General features: G+C 65.3%; 14 protein-coding genes. 4 read left to right on the top strand and 10 right to left on the bottom strand.

All coding sequences use genetic code 11. The features are described 5' to 3' along the window. Positions 1–12: 12 nt before the first annotated feature. From J8G26_RS10100 to yjgA, 3 genes are all read right to left on the bottom strand, one after another. A complete protein-coding gene (locus J8G26_RS10100) occupies positions 13–1,113 on the bottom strand; it encodes an NAD(P)-dependent alcohol dehydrogenase (protein WP_210568823.1) in 1,101 nt (366 codons plus the stop codon). A 105-nt stretch (positions 1,114–1,218) separates the two neighbouring features. Beyond that, on the bottom strand, positions 1,219–1,812 hold the full coding sequence (mog, locus tag J8G26_RS10105; RefSeq protein ID WP_210568824.1) for a molybdopterin adenylyltransferase: 594 nt from the start codon (positions 1,810–1,812) through the stop codon (positions 1,219–1,221). Next, on the bottom strand, positions 1,805–2,491 hold the full coding sequence (yjgA, locus tag J8G26_RS10110; RefSeq protein WP_210568825.1) for a ribosome biogenesis factor YjgA: 687 nt from the start codon (positions 2,489–2,491) through the stop codon (positions 1,805–1,807). The genes mog and yjgA overlap by 8 nt, the downstream gene beginning before the upstream one ends. A gap of 64 nt (positions 2,492–2,555) precedes the next feature. On the opposite strand from yjgA, the gene pmbA reads away from it, so the two are divergent. Together pmbA and J8G26_RS10120 are read left to right on the top strand one after the other, a co-directional pair. Continuing rightward, positions 2,556–3,998, top strand: coding sequence for a metalloprotease PmbA (pmbA, locus tag J8G26_RS10115; RefSeq protein WP_210568826.1), 1,443 nt, complete (start codon positions 2,556–2,558; stop codon positions 3,996–3,998). Positions 3,999–4,310: 312 nt separating this feature from the next. After that, positions 4,311–5,222, top strand: a complete 912-nt coding sequence (locus J8G26_RS10120) for a bifunctional GNAT family N-acetyltransferase/nucleoside diphosphate kinase regulator (protein WP_087748328.1) — start codon at positions 4,311–4,313, stop codon at positions 5,220–5,222. Between the two features lie 194 nt (positions 5,223–5,416). On the opposite strand, the gene J8G26_RS10125 is transcribed toward J8G26_RS10120, so the two are convergent. Both J8G26_RS10125 and rpsU read right to left on the bottom strand, forming a co-directional pair. Then, on the bottom strand, positions 5,417–5,878 hold the full coding sequence (locus J8G26_RS10125; RefSeq protein WP_087746876.1) for a GatB/YqeY domain-containing protein: 462 nt from the start codon (positions 5,876–5,878) through the stop codon (positions 5,417–5,419). Between the two features lie 206 nt (positions 5,879–6,084). Continuing rightward, complete coding sequence (gene rpsU, locus J8G26_RS10130) at positions 6,085–6,297, bottom strand: 30S ribosomal protein S21 (RefSeq protein WP_005799779.1); 213 nt, start codon at positions 6,295–6,297, stop codon at positions 6,085–6,087. 303 nt (positions 6,298–6,600) lie between these two features. On the opposite strand from rpsU, the gene J8G26_RS10135 reads away from it, so the two are divergent. Next, positions 6,601–9,873: an EAL domain-containing protein gene (locus J8G26_RS10135; RefSeq protein WP_210568827.1), complete on the top strand. Its 3,273-nt coding sequence runs from the start codon at positions 6,601–6,603 to the stop codon at positions 9,871–9,873. Between the two features lie 15 nt (positions 9,874–9,888). On the opposite strand, the gene J8G26_RS10140 is transcribed toward J8G26_RS10135, so the two are convergent. Then, positions 9,889–11,145: an NAD(P)/FAD-dependent oxidoreductase gene (locus tag J8G26_RS10140; protein WP_210568828.1), complete on the bottom strand. Its 1,257-nt coding sequence runs from the start codon at positions 11,143–11,145 to the stop codon at positions 9,889–9,891. A gap of 72 nt (positions 11,146–11,217) precedes the next feature. On the opposite strand from J8G26_RS10140, the gene J8G26_RS10145 reads away from it, so the two are divergent. Beyond that, positions 11,218–11,718 (top strand): acyl-CoA thioesterase, encoded by a 501-nt coding sequence (locus J8G26_RS10145; protein WP_087746867.1) that lies wholly within the window; start codon positions 11,218–11,220, stop codon positions 11,716–11,718. 91 nt (positions 11,719–11,809) lie between these two features. Here J8G26_RS10145 and J8G26_RS10150 read toward each other — a convergent pair whose 3' ends face one another. From J8G26_RS10150 to J8G26_RS10165, 4 genes are read right to left on the bottom strand one after another with little or no spacing between them, the layout of a single operon-like run. Next, complete coding sequence (locus tag J8G26_RS10150) at positions 11,810–12,493, bottom strand: PqiC family protein (protein ID WP_210568829.1); 684 nt, start codon at positions 12,491–12,493, stop codon at positions 11,810–11,812. Further along, complete coding sequence (locus J8G26_RS10155) at positions 12,490–14,193, bottom strand: MlaD family protein (protein WP_210568830.1); 1,704 nt, start codon at positions 14,191–14,193, stop codon at positions 12,490–12,492. Before J8G26_RS10155 ends, J8G26_RS10150 begins: the two co-directional genes overlap by 4 nt. Then, positions 14,186–14,812, bottom strand: a complete 627-nt coding sequence (locus tag J8G26_RS10160) for a paraquat-inducible protein A (protein ID WP_087746858.1) — start codon at positions 14,810–14,812, stop codon at positions 14,186–14,188. Before J8G26_RS10160 ends, J8G26_RS10155 begins: the two co-directional genes overlap by 8 nt. Next, entirely contained in the window at positions 14,809–15,474 is a 666-nt protein-coding gene (locus J8G26_RS10165; protein WP_246881334.1) for a paraquat-inducible protein A, read from the bottom strand. Before J8G26_RS10165 ends, J8G26_RS10160 begins: the two co-directional genes overlap by 4 nt. Positions 15,475–15,568 lie beyond the last annotated feature (94 nt).

The raw sequence follows: 15,568 nt of genomic DNA on the forward strand, positions 1-15,568 counted from the left end.
TTCAGTCGCGGTTCAAAACGGCTTGATCGCCACCTTCAGCACCCCGTCGCGCTGGTGGGAGAACAGGTCGTAGGCCGCCACGATGTCGTTGAGCTTGTAGTGGTGCGTGACCAGCACGCCCAGGTCGAGGCGGCTCGATGCCACCACGTTCATCAGGCGGCGCATGCGCTCTTTGCCGCCGGGGCACAGCGCGGTGCGGATGGTGTGGTCGCCCAGGCCGGCAGCAAACTGCGCCAGCGGGATGGTCAGGTCTTCGGAATACACGCCCAGGCTCGACAGCGTGCCGCCGGGCTTGAGCACCTTCATGGCCTGCGCAAACGTGGCCTGGGTGCCCAGCGCCTCGATGGAGCTGTCGGCGCCCTTGCCGCCGGTGAGTTTCATCACCTCGTCAATCACGTCCACGTTGCGGAAGTTCAGCGTCACGTCGGCGCCCATCTTCTTGGCGATGCCCAGGCGGTGGTCGTTGCCATCCACCGCGATGATGGTGGTGGCGCCCAGCAGGCGCGCGCCCGCCGTGGCGCACAGGCCAATCGGCCCCTGCGCGAACACCACCACCGTGTCGCCGATGCGGATGTTGGCGTTCTCGGCGCCCTTGAAGCCGGTGGACATGATGTCGGGGCACATCAGCACCTGCTCGTCGGTCAGGCCGTCGGGGATGGGCGCCAGGTTGGCCTGCGCGTCGGGCACCAGCACATATTCGGCCTGGGTGCCGTCGATCAGGTTGCCAAAGCGCCAGCCGGCCGTGGCCTTGTAGCCGTGACAGCCGCACAGGCCGCGCGCCACCAGGTAGCTGCCGTCTTGCGAGGGTGCGCCATCCTGCGCGGCATACGAGTTGAAGTTGGGGCAGATGGCGCCCGCAATCACGCGCTGGCCCTCGGTGTAGCCCTGCACGGCACTGCCCAGTTTTTCGATTACGCCCACGGGTTCATGCCCCACCGTCAGGCCCTTGGCCACGGGGTATTCGCCCTTGAGGATGTGCACGTCGGTGCCGCAGATGGTGGTGGTGGTGATGCGCACCAGCGCATCGTTGGGGCCGACGTCGGGGATGGGCTTGTCGGCCAGCTCGATGCGGCCTTTTTCAACAAAAACAGCGGCTTTCATCATGGCGGTCATGGGGGTCTCCATTGAGTGAAGAACTCACCTTACTCTGACCACATGTCTGCGGCGCAGCGGCGCCTGAGTGGGCTGCTCGGGTATGTGAAAAAGATTCACCGCCTCTCAGCGCGTGCGCACCGCCGATTTGGGCCGAAAGGCTTTGCAGACCGCGTCGCGCGTTTCCAGGTAAGGCCCGCCAATCAGGTCCACACAGTAGGGCACGGCGGCAAAGATGCCCGGCACGAGTTGCGCGCCGGTCGCATCCTTGAGGCCTTCCAGCGTTTCGGCAATCGCCTTGGGCTGGCCGGGCAGGTTGATGATGAGGCTCTGGTCGCGCACCACGGCCACCTGGCGCGAGAGGATGGCGGTGGGCACGAAGCGCAACGAGATCTGGCGCATCTGCTCGCCAAAGCCCGGCATCTCCTTGTGCGCCACGGCCAGCGTGGCCTCGGGCGTCACGTCGCGCAGGGCGGGGCCGGTGCCGCCAGTGGTCAGCACCAGGCTGCAGCCCTCCTGCACCAGCGCGATCAGCGTGGCGCTGATGGTGTCCTGTTCGTCGGGGATCAGGCGGGGCTCGAACGTGACGGGGTTGAGCAGGGCGCGGTTAAGCCAGTCCTGCAGGGCGGGCAGGCCCTTGTCTTCATACACGCCGGTGCTGGCGCGATCACTGATCGAGACGATGCCGATCTTGACCGGGTCGTGGCGCGGTTCAGTCATCGCGGGCCTCGTCGTCGCCGTCTTCGCCCTCGGGCATTTCTTCTTCTGCACCGGCCGCGCCGCCCAGGTGCTCGCGCACCAGCTGGAACAGCTCGCGGTAGGCCCGGCCCTTGCGCGGGGCCAGGCCCTGCGAGACCTGCACATTGGCGGTCTTGCCAGCCGGCGTTGCATCCTTGCGCGCCTGGCGGACCAGGGCGCGCAGCTGCTGCGTGTCGGTGTCGGGGTGCTCGGCCATCCAGGGGGCCAGGGCTTCGTCATCGGCAATCAGCCGGTCGCGCCAGTGCTCGGCCAGGTGCAGCGACAGCTTTTCGCTGGCCGAGCCCTTGTGCTGCTCTTCCAGCGCTTGGCGTGCCGCTTGCACCAGTTCGGGTTCGAGCTTGCGCATGAGCTTGCCCACATATTGCATCTGGCGGCGCTTGCCCTCGAAGTTGGTGATGCGCTTGGCCTCGGCCAGCGCGTCCACCAGCTTGTCGGGCAGACCCACGGCTTCGAACAGGTCGGTGCGCAGGCTCAAAAGCTCTTTGCCCAGGTCTTGCAGCTCATCGCTTTCGCGCTTGAGATCGGTGCGGCTGGCATCGGGCGTGCCTTTGAGTTCGGCCTTGAGCTGAATGTCCATTTCGCTGCCTTCGGCAACGAACTGGCCTCGCACAAAGTAGCCTTTTTTGGGTTTGCGTGACATGGGTGGGGGCAAAGAGAGAGGTGGCGCAGCGCGCACCACAGCGGCAAGTATCATAGCCGCCGCTATGAACAAACCCTCCAATCGCGCCGCGCGCGCTTCCGGCACTGCGGCCACCGCCCCCGCCGCTGCCCAATCTTCCGCTCCGGAACGCGGTTTCAGCTACAGCCGCCCGTTCTTTGAAGGCCTGGTGGACCGCGCGCTGGCCCACGCCAAGAAGCTGGGCGCCACCGATGCGGGCGCCGAGGCGTCCGAGGGCTGCGGCCTGTCGGTCAGCGTGCGCAAGGGCGAGCTGGAGAACGTGGAACGCAACCGCGACAAGTCGCTGGGCGTGACGGTCTACATCGGCCACCGCCGCGGCAACGCCAGCACCTCCGACTTCTCGGACAAGGCCATCGAGCAGACCGTGCAGGCCGCCTACGACATCGCCCGCTTCACCGCCGAAGACCCCATGGCCGGTCTGCCCGATGCCGACGACATTGCGCCACCCGATTCCCACCGCGACCTGGACCTGTTCCACCCCTGGGCCATCGACAGCGAGCAGGCGGCCCACCTGGCCATGGAGTGCGAGGCCGCAGCCCTCAAGACCCACCGCCGCATCACCAACAGCGAGGGTGCGGGCGTGTCGGCCCAGCAAAGCCATTTTTTCAGCGCGCACACGCGCGGCTTTCGCGGTGGCTATGCCAGCTCGCGCCACAGCTTTTCGGTGTCGCCCATCGCCTCGCTGCCCGGCCGCAATGCCGAGATGCAGCGCGACGCCTGGTACAGCTCCATGCGCGACGCCGCCGAACTGGCCTCGCCCGAGGCCGTGGGCCGCTACGCCGCGCAGCGCGCCTTGAGCCGCCTGGGCAGCCGCAAGATCCCCACCACGCAATGCCCGGTGCTGTTTGAATCCACGCTGGCCGCAGGCCTGCTGGGCGGTTTTGTGCAGGCCGTGAGCGGCGGCGCGCTGTATCGCAAGAGCAGCTTTCTGCTCGACTCGCTGGGCAAGATGGTCTTCCCCAAGCACATCGACATTCTGGAAGACCCCTTTGTGCCGCGCGGCAAGGGCAGCTCGCCCTTTGACGAAGAGGGCGTGCGCGTGGCGCCGCGCAAGGTGGTGCAGGGCGGGCGCGTGCAGGGCTATTTCCTCAGCAGCTACTCGGCGCGCAAGCTGGGCATGAAGACCACGGGCAACGCCGGTGGCTCGCACAACCTGGTGATGACCTCGCGCCTCACGCAAGCCAGCGACAACCTCGACGCCATGCTGCAAAAGCTGGGCACGGGCCTGTTTGTGGTGGAGCTGATGGGCCAGGGCGTGAACTATGTGACGGGCGACTACTCGCGCGGCGCCAGCGGTTTTTGGGTGGAAAACGGCCAAATCGCCTTCCCGGTGCACGAAATCACCATCGCTGGCAACCTCAAGGACATGCTCAAGGGCATTGAGGCCGTGGGCGCAGATGCCTACAACTACGGGGCCAAGACGGTGGGCTCCATCCTGGTCAACCGCATGAAGGTGGCGGGCAGCTGAGCCTTCGCTCTGCCACGCTCTTCACCGCAGAAGCAGCCTTTGGGCTGCTTTTGTTTTGATAGCTGTCAGCGCTTGATGGGTAAGCGCTAGAGCCCGATTTGGCTTGAATATTAGGTCGAAATCCCTGAGGCCGCAGCGCTACCGTGGCAGTGCGCCCCGCGCGCGGGCCTCTTGGCGGCACGCAACGCACGGGCTTTGTAAAGCATCGAACTGCCGCGCTCGCGTACCCCGGTAAAATGCACGGTTCGTCGAAAGAACCGTCATGGCCGCGGCCATGGAAGGCTTTCATTCTTGAAACCAAAGGTGGTGAAGATGAACAAGCCTTTCATTTCCCTGTGTCCCGAAATCACTCGGGCCAATGCGCTCACTCTGATGGACTGGTTGGAAGATGAGGAAGTTACCCGCTTCCTGAGCGATTCGCGCCATGTCTCCCGATTCATCGAGCAGGTCATCGGCCGGGTCCAGTTGCCGATCCTGACCCATCTGTTCAACCAGGGCGGCCGGTTCTTCATGGCCTACGACCGGCATGACGTGCCGATCGGCTTCGTGCGCCTCGTCAAGGCGGGGCCGGACTGCGAAATGGTCCTGGTCGTCGGCAACCGCGACAACTGGGGCCGCAAGCTCGGCGCCAGCACCATCCGTGAAGGCATGAAGCTCGCCTTCTTCGACATGCGGGCCGAGAAGCTCATCGCCAAAATCCACCCGGACAACGGGCGATCCATCAAGGCCTTCCTGCACAGCGGCTTTCTGCTGGAAAACGAAACGCCTGCGATGAAGTCGTTTGTCATGAGCTCGGAGCGCTATCTGCGGCTCTTGCGCGAAAGCCCTGCAGTTCATGCCTCGGATATCTACATCACCGAGATCGACAAGGCCCGGCTCAGGAGCCTGGTCGAGCTCGAACGGGGTTCGGATATTTTTGAGCTGGAGCATGAGATCGAGCGGGCCATCGTCGTCGATCCATGGAATGTGGCGGAGGATGTCGTGACGATGAACTCCAAGGCCTTGCTGCAGGTGGACGACGAGAAGGTGGAAGTTGCGCTGGTTTACCCAGAGGATGCGGACGAACGTGCCGGGAAACTGTCGGTGAGCTCCGGCATCGGCACCGCGATCCTGGGCTACAAGGAGGGCGATGCCTTCAGCTGGCGGATTCCGAACCGAACCTGCCATATCCGGATTGACAAAGTGCTTTATCAGCCGGAAGCCGCGGGTGATTTTCACCTCTAGCTTGGCACGCTGCGCAGACCCGGATCCGGCATGTGCGGCCTCGCTGTGATGGCGTTCGCAGACTGCGGCGGCGCAGGCGCTGCAGATCACGCGAAATGAAAGCGAAAATAGCCGCTAGCCCTTGTCTAGCAAGCGCTGGCAGCTATCAAAATAATACCGACCGTTGTGTGGCCAGCCGGGGTTATCTCCATCAATCAGCCCGCCAGCGCGGCCTTCACAGCCGCCGAGACCTGGCCCATGTCGGCCTTGCCGGCCAGGCGGGTCTTGACCACGCCCATCACCTTGCCCATGTCGCCGGGGCCCACACCGCGTCCAAGTTCAGCGCCCAGCTCGGCCACGATGGCTTTCACGGCGGTCAGGGTTTCATCGGCCGACATGCGCTCGGGCAGGTAGGCCTGCAGCACGGCCATTTCGGATTTTTCCTTGTCGGCCAGGTCCTGGCGGCCCGCGCCTTCAAAGGCGGTGATGCTGTCCTTGCGCTGCTTGATGAGCTTGTCCACGATGGCGACGATGGCCGCATCGTCCAGCACGACGCGTTCGTCCACTTCCTTTTGCTTCATCGCGGCCTGCAGCAGGCGGATGGTGCCCAGGCGCTCGCTGTCCTTGGCGCGCATGGCGGTTTTCATGTCTTCGGTGATCTGGTCTTTGAGGCTCATGGCGGCTTCCTTCAGAAAGAGGGTGGAAGGGACAGGGTTTGCCAAAAGGTTTTCTGGCTAGGCGCAACGCCGCAGACAGTAGTCCAGCTACGGCAAGGCGTTGCAACGACGCCAGAAAGCCTTTTGGCAAACCCGAAAAAACAAAAACCCGCGCTTGGCGTCCCTAGCGCGGGTTTTGGGACCCAAGCAGGCTTGGGGTCCGAAGATCAGTACATCTTCTTGGGCAGTTGCATGCTGCGAACGCGCTTGTAGTGGCGCTTCACGGCGGCGGCCTTCTTGCGCTTGCGCTCGGCGGTGGGCTTTTCATAGAACTCGCGGGCGCGCAGGTCGGTCAGCAGGCCGAGCTTTTCAATGGTGCGCTTGAAGCGGCGCAGTGCAACGTCAAAGGGTTCGTTTTCTTTTACGCGGATCGTAGTCATTAGCTAATGTTTTCCAAATGGTGCCTGCAGAGGGGCTTGGGGAGATCGGGCCTCAAGTCCGTACAAAGCGGTTTCCCCGTCTGTAACTAGTATTTGGCCGACGGGGCATTGCCAGCAAAGCCGGAGATTATAGCCTTTATCCGCGCCTGTACAAGGGCCGCCCGTCGGTCCGCAGACACCGCGCCAGGATGGCATCTCGCGGGCGGCGCTGCAATGGCGCGGAAGTTGCTTCATGCTGTAACACTCTTATTCATCGGTGGGGTGCCCTGGCCAGCTGCCCGGGCGGCTCCCGCCGCAGACACCATGGCATTCACGCACCGCGTATCGGGTTGGCTGGGCCGACTCAGTGTGGGCCGCAAGCTCATGCTCATCTATCTGCTGGATCTGACGGCGGTGATCTACGTCTCCAGCATCCTGATTCACGAAAAATACCTGGCCATTGACTTCACGCGCAAGGAAGTGGTGGGCACCACCTATGCCGCCGTGGTGCGCGACGGGCTGATGGGGCAGTTTCTGGACGCATCGCAGCAGCCACCGCTGGTGGCCGATGTACTGACCCGGCTGGACACTGTGCGTGCGGCACACGACGAGCAACTGCGCACGGCCGATGCCGGGCAGCGCTTTGGTTCGGCGTTGAAAGCGCTGGTGGGGCGCGCAGCCGAGGGTGGTGCGGGCGGTGATGGGCAGTCGCTCACCCACCTGCGCAGCCAGCTGCTGCGCGAGGGGCGCGAGCTGCTCACCACCGTGGGCAACCAGTCCAACCTGATCCTGGACCCAGACCTGGACAGCTACTACGTCATGTCGTTGGTGGTGCTGCGGTTTCCCGAGCTGCTGCAGGCGGTGCATGACACCGTCAGTTTTTTGAACGCGGCGCCGTCGCGGCGCGGGCCGCAGTGGTCATCGGAGCTGCTGACGCTGGTGGGGCGGCTGGATGCGGTGATGCTGGGCATCGAGTCGGACTACAACCAGGCCTTCATTGCCGGATCGCCCGAGATGCGCGCCGCGCTGGTACGCCAGCGCGAGGCGCTGAAGGCGGCACAAGAGGGCTTTCAGGCACTGCTGCAAGGTATTGCTTCGGGCGAGTCACGCCTGACGGTGGCGCAGGTGGGCGTGCAGGAGGCCCTGGTGCTGGGTGCGTTGCACGATGCCTGGTCGGTGGGCATTGTGGACCTGGAGCGTTTGCTGAACCAGCGCGTAGACAGCCTGTTTGCCCGCATGTGGCTGCACCTGGGCACGGCGCTGGTGCTGCTGGGCTGCATCCTGAGCCTGGTGACGCTGGTGGCCCGGCAGATTGCCAAGCCGCTGCAGCAGCTGGCCCGCGTGGCCGACGAGGTGCGCAAGAGCGGCGACCACACGCTGCGCGCGCACTGGGTCAGCCGTGACGAGATTGGCCGCCTGGTCACGGCCTTCAACGAAATGCTGGCCCAGCTCGACCGCGAACGCCTGCTGCAGCAGGAGCTGGCCGCCAGCGCCCGCGCGGCCGAGGCCCAGCGCGAGCTGGTGGAGGCCTTCCCTATCCCCATGGTCGTCACCTCGGTGCCCGAGCATGAGGTGTTGCACTTCAACGCGCCCGCCGCCCACTGGCTGGGCGGCCGAAAGACCGACCCCTGGGCCGTTGGGCTGGAGCCTGGCGTGCGTGCGCGCTTCTTCCAGCGCCTGGCGGACCATGGCTCGGTTGATGAATTTGAAGTGCGCTGGAAGGGCAGCCCCGAGCCATCGTGGGCCGTGCTGTCGGCGCGGCGCCTGCAGTTCCAGGGGCGCGACTCGGTGCTCACGGCGTTCACGCCCATCAACGTGCTCAAGGTGATGGAGCAGCGCCTGGAGCTGTGGGCCAAGGTGTTCGAGGCCTCGTCGGAGGGCATCATCATCATGAACGCCGAGCAGCAGATCATCAGCGTGAACAAGGCGTTCTGCCGCAGCACGCACTACGACTTCTACGAAGTCATCGGCGAGGACCTGGGCTTTTTGCTGGACGAGGCGGGCGCCGAGCCGCTGTCGGCGCAGATCCAGCGCACCATGCTCGACAAGGAGTCCTGGCAGGGCGAGGTGCGGTTTCGCCGCCGTTCGGGCGAGACCTATCCGGCCTGGCTCATGGTGTCGGCCGTGCGCGAGGGCAAGGGCCATGACAACAGTGCAGGCGTGGCCAACCACATCGGCATTGCCATCGACATCACCGACCGCAAGCGCAGCGAGGAGCGCATCCAGTTTCTGGCCCACCACGACGTGCTCACCGAGCTGCCCAACCGTTCACTGTGCGTGCAGCGCCTGCAGCTGGCGCTGGCGCAGGCGCCCATCACGGGCGAAAAGGTGGCCGTGCTGTTCATCGACCTGGACCGCTTCAAGGCCATCAACGATACGTTGGGCCACCACATTGGCGACGGCCTGCTGCGCTCGGTGGCGGCGCGCCTTACCCAGGCCGTGCGCAGCCGCGACACCGTGAGCCGCCTGGGGGGCGATGAGTTCGTGGTGGTGATGCGTGACGTGACAGGGCGCGAGGATGTGCAGCAGCTGGTGGAGCGGCGGCTGATCCCGCTCATCCGCCAGAGCCATCCGGTGGAAGGGCACGAGCTGAACGTGTCCTGCAGCGTGGGCATCGCCGTGTACCCCGAGGACGGCAGCGACATCGACGAACTCATGCGCCGCGCCGACGCCGCCATGTACGAGGCCAAGACCACCGGGCGCGACATGGCGCGGTTCTATTCGATGGAGACCGACCAGCGCGCCGTGGCCCGCCAGACCATGGAGCAGCACCTGCGCCGTGCGCTGGAGCGCAACGAACTGAGCCTGCACTACCAGCCCCGCCTGAGCGCCAAAGGCGCCCAGCTGCTGGGCGTGGAGGCCCTGCTGCGCTGGACCAGCCCGGTGCTGGGCGCCATCCCGCCCAGCGAATTCATCCCCATCGCCGAAGAGACCGGCATGATCCGCGCCATTGGCAGCTGGGTGCTGCAGCAGGCCTGCGAGCAGTGGGTGCGCTGGCAAAACCTGGCGCTAGACCCGGGCCCGGGCGACGCCGTGGCGCTACACCCCTTGGCCCAGGTGTCGATCTCGGTCAACCTGTCGGCCGCGCAGATGTCCGACCCATCGCTGGTGACCGACATCGAGGCGCTGCTGGCCCGCACCGGCATGCCCGCCCACCGGCTGGAGCTGGAGATCACCGAGTCCCAGTTGATGGACAACGCCCATGCGTCCGAGCTGCAGCTGGCGGCGCTCAAGCTGCTGGGCGTGCAGCTGTCCATCGACGACTTTGGCACGGGGTATTCCAGCCTGGCCTACCTCAAGCGTTTCGACGTCGACCGGCTCAAGGTGGACAAGTCCTTTGTGCACGACATGCTGACCAACCCCGCCGACATGGCCATCACCCGCGCCATCATCGCCCTGGGCCATACGTTGGGCCTCAAGATCGTGGCCGAGGGCGTCGAAGACCTGGCCACGGCCCAGGTGCTGAGCGCGCTGGACTGCGAGGAGCTGCAGGGCTACCACTTCAGCCGCCCGCTGCCGGTGCCAGAGCTTGAGGCCTGGGCCTGCCAGCACTGGCCGTCGGGAGTGCCGGTGCGCGAGGTGCTGGCGGCCGCTTGACGGAGCGTTGACTTGTCAGTGCGCCATGGCCTCCGCCATTGGCAGCGCCTGGGCGCATGCATGGGCGCTGGCCCAGGCCCACTGGAAGTTGTAGCCGCCCAGCCAGCCCGTCACGTCCACCACTTCGCCGATGAAGTACAGGCCCGGCTGCGTCTTGCACTCCATGGTCTGCTGCGACAGCACGCGCGTGTCCACGCCGCCCAGTGTGACCTCGGCCTTTTTGTAGCCCTCGGTGCCGGTGGGCGTCAGCTCCCAGCGCGCCAGCTGCTCGGCCAGACGGGCTAGCGCCTTGTCGCTGGCCTCGTTGATGGGCCGCTGCCAGTCGGCCTCGCGCCCCGCCCAGGCATCGGCCAGACGGCTGGGGACCAGCGTGGCCAGCTCGTTGGCAATCAGCTTCTTTGAGCGGGCCTTGCCTTGCGCCAACGCAGCGGGCAAATCGACCGTGGGCGCCAGGTTGATGGCCAGCGGTGTGCCCTCTTGCCAGTAGCTGGAGATTTGCAGCACCGCAGGGCCCGACAGCCCCCGGTGGGTGAACAGCAGGTCTTCGTCAAAGGCCATGCGATTTTTCTTGGCCCCCGTGCTGATCTGCACCGGCAGCGCCAGCCCGGCCAGCTGCGCATAGGGCGCCCAGCCCGCGCCGTCAAAGGTCAGCGGCACCAGGCCCGGACGGCGCTCGATGAGCGGGACGTTGAACTGCTGCGCGAGCCGGTAGCCAAAGTCGGTGGCGCCGATCTTGGGAATGGACAGCCCGCCCGTGGCAATCACCAGCGAGTGCGCCCGCACCGGGCCCCGGTCGGTATCAATTTGATAGCTGCCAGCGCTTGATGGATCTGCACTTGAGGCCAAAAACACTATATTTTTTACACCGCAAGGCTGCCAGCGGGTCACGCCACCCGCCGCGCACTCGGCCAGCAGCATGGCGATGATGTCCTCGGCCGAGCGGTCGGCAAACAGCTGGCCCTTGTGCTTTTCATGAAAGGCGATGCCGTGCTTTTGCACCAGCGCGATGAAGTCCGCAGGCGTGTAGCGCGACAGCGCCGAGCGGCAGAATTGCGGGTTTTGCCCCACGAAGTGTTTGTGCGGCGCCGAGGGGTCGAGGTCGCGGTTGGTGAAGTTGCAGCGCCCGCCGCCCGAGATGCGGATCTTCTCGGCCACCTTGTCGGCGTGGTCGATGAGCAAAACGTTCAGGCCGCGCTGGCCGGCCTGGGCGGCGCAGAACAGGCCGGCGGCGCCGGCGCCGATGACGATGGCGTCGTAAAAAGGAATGGGCACGGGGGTGATGGGGGTGGAAGCGGAAACGGCAATTTTGCCCGGTGAGCGCGGGCGGGCTTTTAAAATCAGAGCATGAACATCCCATCCCACCAGCTCAGCATGACCGTGCTGATGACCCCCGACATGGCCAATTTTTCGGGCAACGTGCACGGCGGCGCCATTCTCAAGCTGCTCGACCAGGTGGCGTATTCGTGCGCCAGCCGCTATTCGGCCTGCTACGTGGTCACGCTGAGCGTGGACCAGGTGATGTTTCTGCAGCCCATCCATGTGGGCGAGCTGGTGACGTTTCTGGCCAGCGTCAACTACACGGGCTCGTCGTCGATGGAGGTGGGCATCAAGGTGGTGGCCGAAGACATTCGCTCGCAGGTGGTGCGGCATGTGAACAGCTGCTTTTTCACGATGGTGGCGGTGGACGAGGCGCGCAAGCCCGTGCAGGTGCCCCGGCTGTCGCCGTCCACAACGGACGAGCACCGCCGCTGGAATGCGGCCGTCATGCGCAAGACCCTGCGCAAGGAGCTGGCCGCGCGCTTCGAGCAGGCCCGTTCGGCGCCAGTGCCTGCACCCTTGGGCTGACCTTGGGCTGAGGGCTTTCAGCCTGCGCGGCGGTCGGCGCTAAGCCGTGCGGGCAAAGTGCCTTGCCTTCAAAGCGGGCGCACCCGTTTCGCTATGGCGCCTTCTGTCGCCCAGACTCCAGGGGCAAACATTGCGCGGTACGTGAATTCGTCCAATGCCTGGCGCTGTCTGCCAGCTGCGCGGCGAGATCGGCCAGTGCGCTTTGCTGCGCCTGTACCACCTGGGGATAGGCGGGGCCGGCGGGCACCACTTGCCGCGTGCTGCACACCAAACGCGCGCCATTGGGCTCGTCCGCGAACCCCAGGCTCCAGTCCGCATCGAGTTGCACCTGTTGGCCAGGCCAGGCATCGAAGCGGCGGATCTGCACCTTGATGCGCAGGACCGGCCTGCCCTTGGGGGGCGCCAGCCCTGCGACGTCGGTCGTGCCAAGGCGTTGCGTCAACTGTGCCGACAGTGCGCTGCGCGCTTCGTCGGCAAACGGGCCGATCCAGCGCTCGTCATTCAGGGCGACGACGGTGCTGTCGCCCTGGCGCACCAGCAGTTGGGACGTATCCAGCTGCGCCGGTATGCCGACGGGCAGCACGTCGATGAGGAAGGGGGGCGATGCGGCGGAGGTCGCGGCCGGGGGCGCTGAGGCTGCCGGTTGGGCTGTCGAATGGACCGCCGGTTGGGCTATGGGCGATGCCAGCGTGTGAAAGCGTATGGGGGTCGGGGCCTGGCAACCCAGAAGGCCGCCCGTGAGCGCAAGCAGCCCGATGCCGAAAAAGCGGTTCATTGCGAAGATTCCCGAAGATTGGAGGGTGATGAAGCGCCTGGTGCGGGCTGGGGGTCGCTGGGGCGGCCGCGCAGCAGGGAGTCGGGATTGCGCCCCAGCAGGTCGGTCAGGGTGCGCAGCGACCTGGCCGCGCGCTGGGTTTCGAGCAGGGTTTGCTCCAGGTTTTGCTGCAGGGGGCCGTCCTCGGCGGTCAGGCCCTGTGCCGATTGCGTGAGACCCTGCACGGATTGCGCAGTCTGCTGGAACTCTTGGGCCATTTGCTGGAGCCGCTGCAGCGTGCGCGTGGTTTCGGGCAGCATCTGGGTGTTGACCTGTGTCAGCGTCTGGTTGAGCCCCGATAGCGAGGCGTCGAGGTTGCGGCCGATCGAATCCAGCGGCATTTTCTCGACCTTTGTGATGATGTTGGCCAGCTGCTCCTGCATCTTGTCGAAGCTGCCGTCGATCGTGGGGATGGAGATGGGCCGTGCGCTGGCATCAAATGCCACCTTGGGCGCATTGGGCACGAAATCCAGGGCGATGTAGAGCTGGCCCGTGAGCAGGTTCCCCGAGCGCGCCTGGGCGCGCAGGCCGTTATCCACCATGCCCTGCAGGAGCCGCGCTGACGTCTCGTCGGGGGAGTCCGTCTCGCGTTTCGGGAGCTTGTCCAGCACCCGTCCCAGCCGCTGGGGATAGATGAGCACACCGACGATGGTGGGAAAGCGGTGGGCGTCGGCGTCGTAGTCCACACTGATCGACACCACCCGGCCCAGGTCCACGCCGGCGAACTGCACGGGGGCGCCAGTTGACAGGCCGCGCAAAGGCTGGCGGAAACGCAACTGGATGAACTGGGCTGGCCCGTCCGGGGGCGCCATGGCTTCGGCCTGGTCCTTGGAGACGGTGAACTCCGTGTTCTCGGCAGCCGCTGGAGCGTCGCGGTACGCGGGCGTGGCAAACGCCAGGCCGCCGGCAACGATCGTGGCCACGGATTGGGTCTTGAGCTTCAGGCCATCGGCGCTGATCGACAGGTCGACGCCACTGGCATTCCAGAAGCGCGTGTCGGTGGTGACAAACGCGTCATAGGGCGCATCGACAAAGACCAGCAGCCTGACATGCTTGCCCGCTGGGTCCAGTTGGTACGAAGCGACACGGCCGACCGGGATGCGTCGGTAGTAGATGGGCGAGCCGACATCCAGGGAGCCGAGGTCGTCGACCAGCAGGGTGAAGGACTTGCCGGCCGCGCCGCCCACGATGGTGGGTGGGGTCTCCAGGCCGGCAAAGTCCGTGGCGGACTCTTGCTTGCTACCCGCGTCCGCCGAGATGTAGGCGCCGGAGAGCAGCGTGTCGATGCCCGATATGCCGCCCGTGCCGATGCGTGGCCGCACCACCCAGAAACGCGTGTCCTGGCGCGTCAGGCGTTCGGCGCTCTTGTCCAGCGCTACCGTGGCGACCACGTGCGAGTCGTCGTCGCTGAGCCGGATGGCCGTGACGGTGCCGACGGTGACGTCCTTGTACTTCACGGGCGTCTTGCCTGCCTCCAATCCCGCTGCGGTCCTGAACGTGATGGTGATTTCGGGCCCAGCGGACATCCAGGCATGCACCAGCATCGACACGCCGATCAGGGCCGCAACGGCCGGCACCAGCCAGACCAGCGATGGCCGCATGGTGCGCTGTTGAATGGTGGGTGTGGCGGGGGAGGGTGTTGCGCCGTGGGGATCATTCATCTTTATTACCGTCCCAGATCAACCGAGGATCAAAACTGATGGCCGACAGCATGGTGAGAATCACCACCATGCCAAAAAAGAGGATTCCAATGCGTGGCGCGATGTCGGCCAGACCCTGGAACTTCACGAGGGCCGCAATCACGGCGACGACCAGCACATCGAGCATCGACCAGTAGCCGATCACTTCCACCATGCGGTAGAGCTTGCTGCGCTCACGTCTGGCCCAGGAAGTGCCACGGCCCGTGGTCACGAGCAGCAGGCCGAGGGTGAGAAACTTGGCACAAGGCACGGCAACGCTGGCAATGAAAATCACCAGCGCGATGCCATAGGAGCCCGAATTCCAGAACGCCACCACGCCGCTCATGATGGTGCTGTCCATGCCGCTGCCGAGCAGGTTGGTGTACATGACGGGCAGCACGTTCGCGGGGATGTAGAGGATCAGGGCCGCGATCAGGAGCGCCCAGGTGCGCCCCAGGCTGTTGGGCTTGCGCCGGTGCAGCGGCGCACCGCATCGGGGGCAGTGGACGTGGCCTTGCCGATCCAGTACATCCTCGCAGACCAAGCCGCATGCATGACAGGACACCAGCCCCGTCTCCAGGGCGCGCGCATGCGTGCTCATGGCGCCACCTTGCCGCAGGGCCTGTCACTGTCGGTGAAGTCCCAGAGCCAGTGGACGTCGCGGTTGGCCACGAGCGTGATCAAGATCATCAATGCCGTCGTCGCCCAGATGCCCGCGCCAGGCACGACGTCCACCATGCTCAACAGCTTGATGACGGACACCAAAATGCCCAGCAGGGCCACTTCAACCATGCTCCAGGGGCGCAGTCCCACGAGCATGCGCATGGCCAGGGAAAAACCTGGGGCGCGGCGGCCGCCGCGCGCATGGCCCAGCACCCACAGCAAGAGGCTGATCTGCATGAACGGGATCACGATGATGGCGATGGCGGTGGGGACGGCGATCGGGGCCGCCTGGCCTTGGGCGAGTGCCGCAGCCGATTGCCACAAGGTGGCTTGGCTGTGCAGTCCCTGCAGGCTGATTTTCACCACCGGACAGACATTGGCGATCACGAAGGCGACCGCCGCGGCAACGGTAAGTGCCAGCCACCGGTCGATGTCGAGCCGGCTGGCGCGATAAAGAACCGCATCGCATTGTCCGCAGCGAGCCAATTCGCCGGGCGCCAAGGGCGCGCGCGCGTAGATGGTGTCGCAGTGCTCGCAGGCAACCAGATTCGTGAACGTTTTCATATTTAACGTGCCACTGTTGTCGGGATGTCGCGCCAAATCTCGCTTTCAGTCTTGAAGTTCGAACCATCGGGCCATGCGCGCATCGAAAAAATGGCTTCCATTTGTTGCGTCGCACATGGCGCAATATATT

Origin of the sequence: Acidovorax sp. JG5 (genome assembly GCF_017939685.1) — a bacterium.
Lineage (GTDB): Bacteria > Pseudomonadota > Gammaproteobacteria > Burkholderiales > Burkholderiaceae_C > Acidovorax.

What these genes read in the sequence shown, in the direction of transcription:
- J8G26_RS10125 (WP_087746876.1), bottom strand. Translation starts at nt 5,878, where the DNA reads ATGAGCCTCAAAGACCAGATCACCGAAGACATGAAAACCGCCATGCGC.
- rpsU (WP_005799779.1), bottom strand. Translation starts at nt 6,297, where the DNA reads ATGACTACGATCCGCGTAAAAGAAAACGAACCCTTTGACGTTGCACTG.
- J8G26_RS10150 (WP_210568829.1), bottom strand. Translation starts at nt 12,493, where the DNA reads ATGAACCGCTTTTTCGGCATCGGGCTGCTTGCGCTCACGGGCGGCCTT.
- J8G26_RS10120 (WP_087748328.1), top strand. Translation starts at nt 4,311, where the DNA reads ATGAACAAGCCTTTCATTTCCCTGTGTCCCGAAATCACTCGGGCCAAT.
- yjgA (WP_210568825.1), bottom strand. Translation starts at nt 2,491, where the DNA reads ATGTCACGCAAACCCAAAAAAGGCTACTTTGTGCGAGGCCAGTTCGTT.
- pmbA (WP_210568826.1), top strand. Translation starts at nt 2,556, where the DNA reads ATGAACAAACCCTCCAATCGCGCCGCGCGCGCTTCCGGCACTGCGGCC.
- J8G26_RS10145 (WP_087746867.1), top strand. Translation starts at nt 11,218, where the DNA reads ATGAACATCCCATCCCACCAGCTCAGCATGACCGTGCTGATGACCCCC.
- J8G26_RS10160 (WP_087746858.1), bottom strand. Translation starts at nt 14,812, where the DNA reads ATGAGCACGCATGCGCGCGCCCTGGAGACGGGGCTGGTGTCCTGTCAT.
- J8G26_RS10135 (WP_210568827.1), top strand. Translation starts at nt 6,601, where the DNA reads ATGGCATTCACGCACCGCGTATCGGGTTGGCTGGGCCGACTCAGTGTG.
- mog (WP_210568824.1), bottom strand. Translation starts at nt 1,812, where the DNA reads ATGACTGAACCGCGCCACGACCCGGTCAAGATCGGCATCGTCTCGATC.
- J8G26_RS10100 (WP_210568823.1), bottom strand. Translation starts at nt 1,113, where the DNA reads ATGACCGCCATGATGAAAGCCGCTGTTTTTGTTGAAAAAGGCCGCATC.
- J8G26_RS10155 (WP_210568830.1), bottom strand. Translation starts at nt 14,193, where the DNA reads ATGAATGATCCCCACGGCGCAACACCCTCCCCCGCCACACCCACCATT.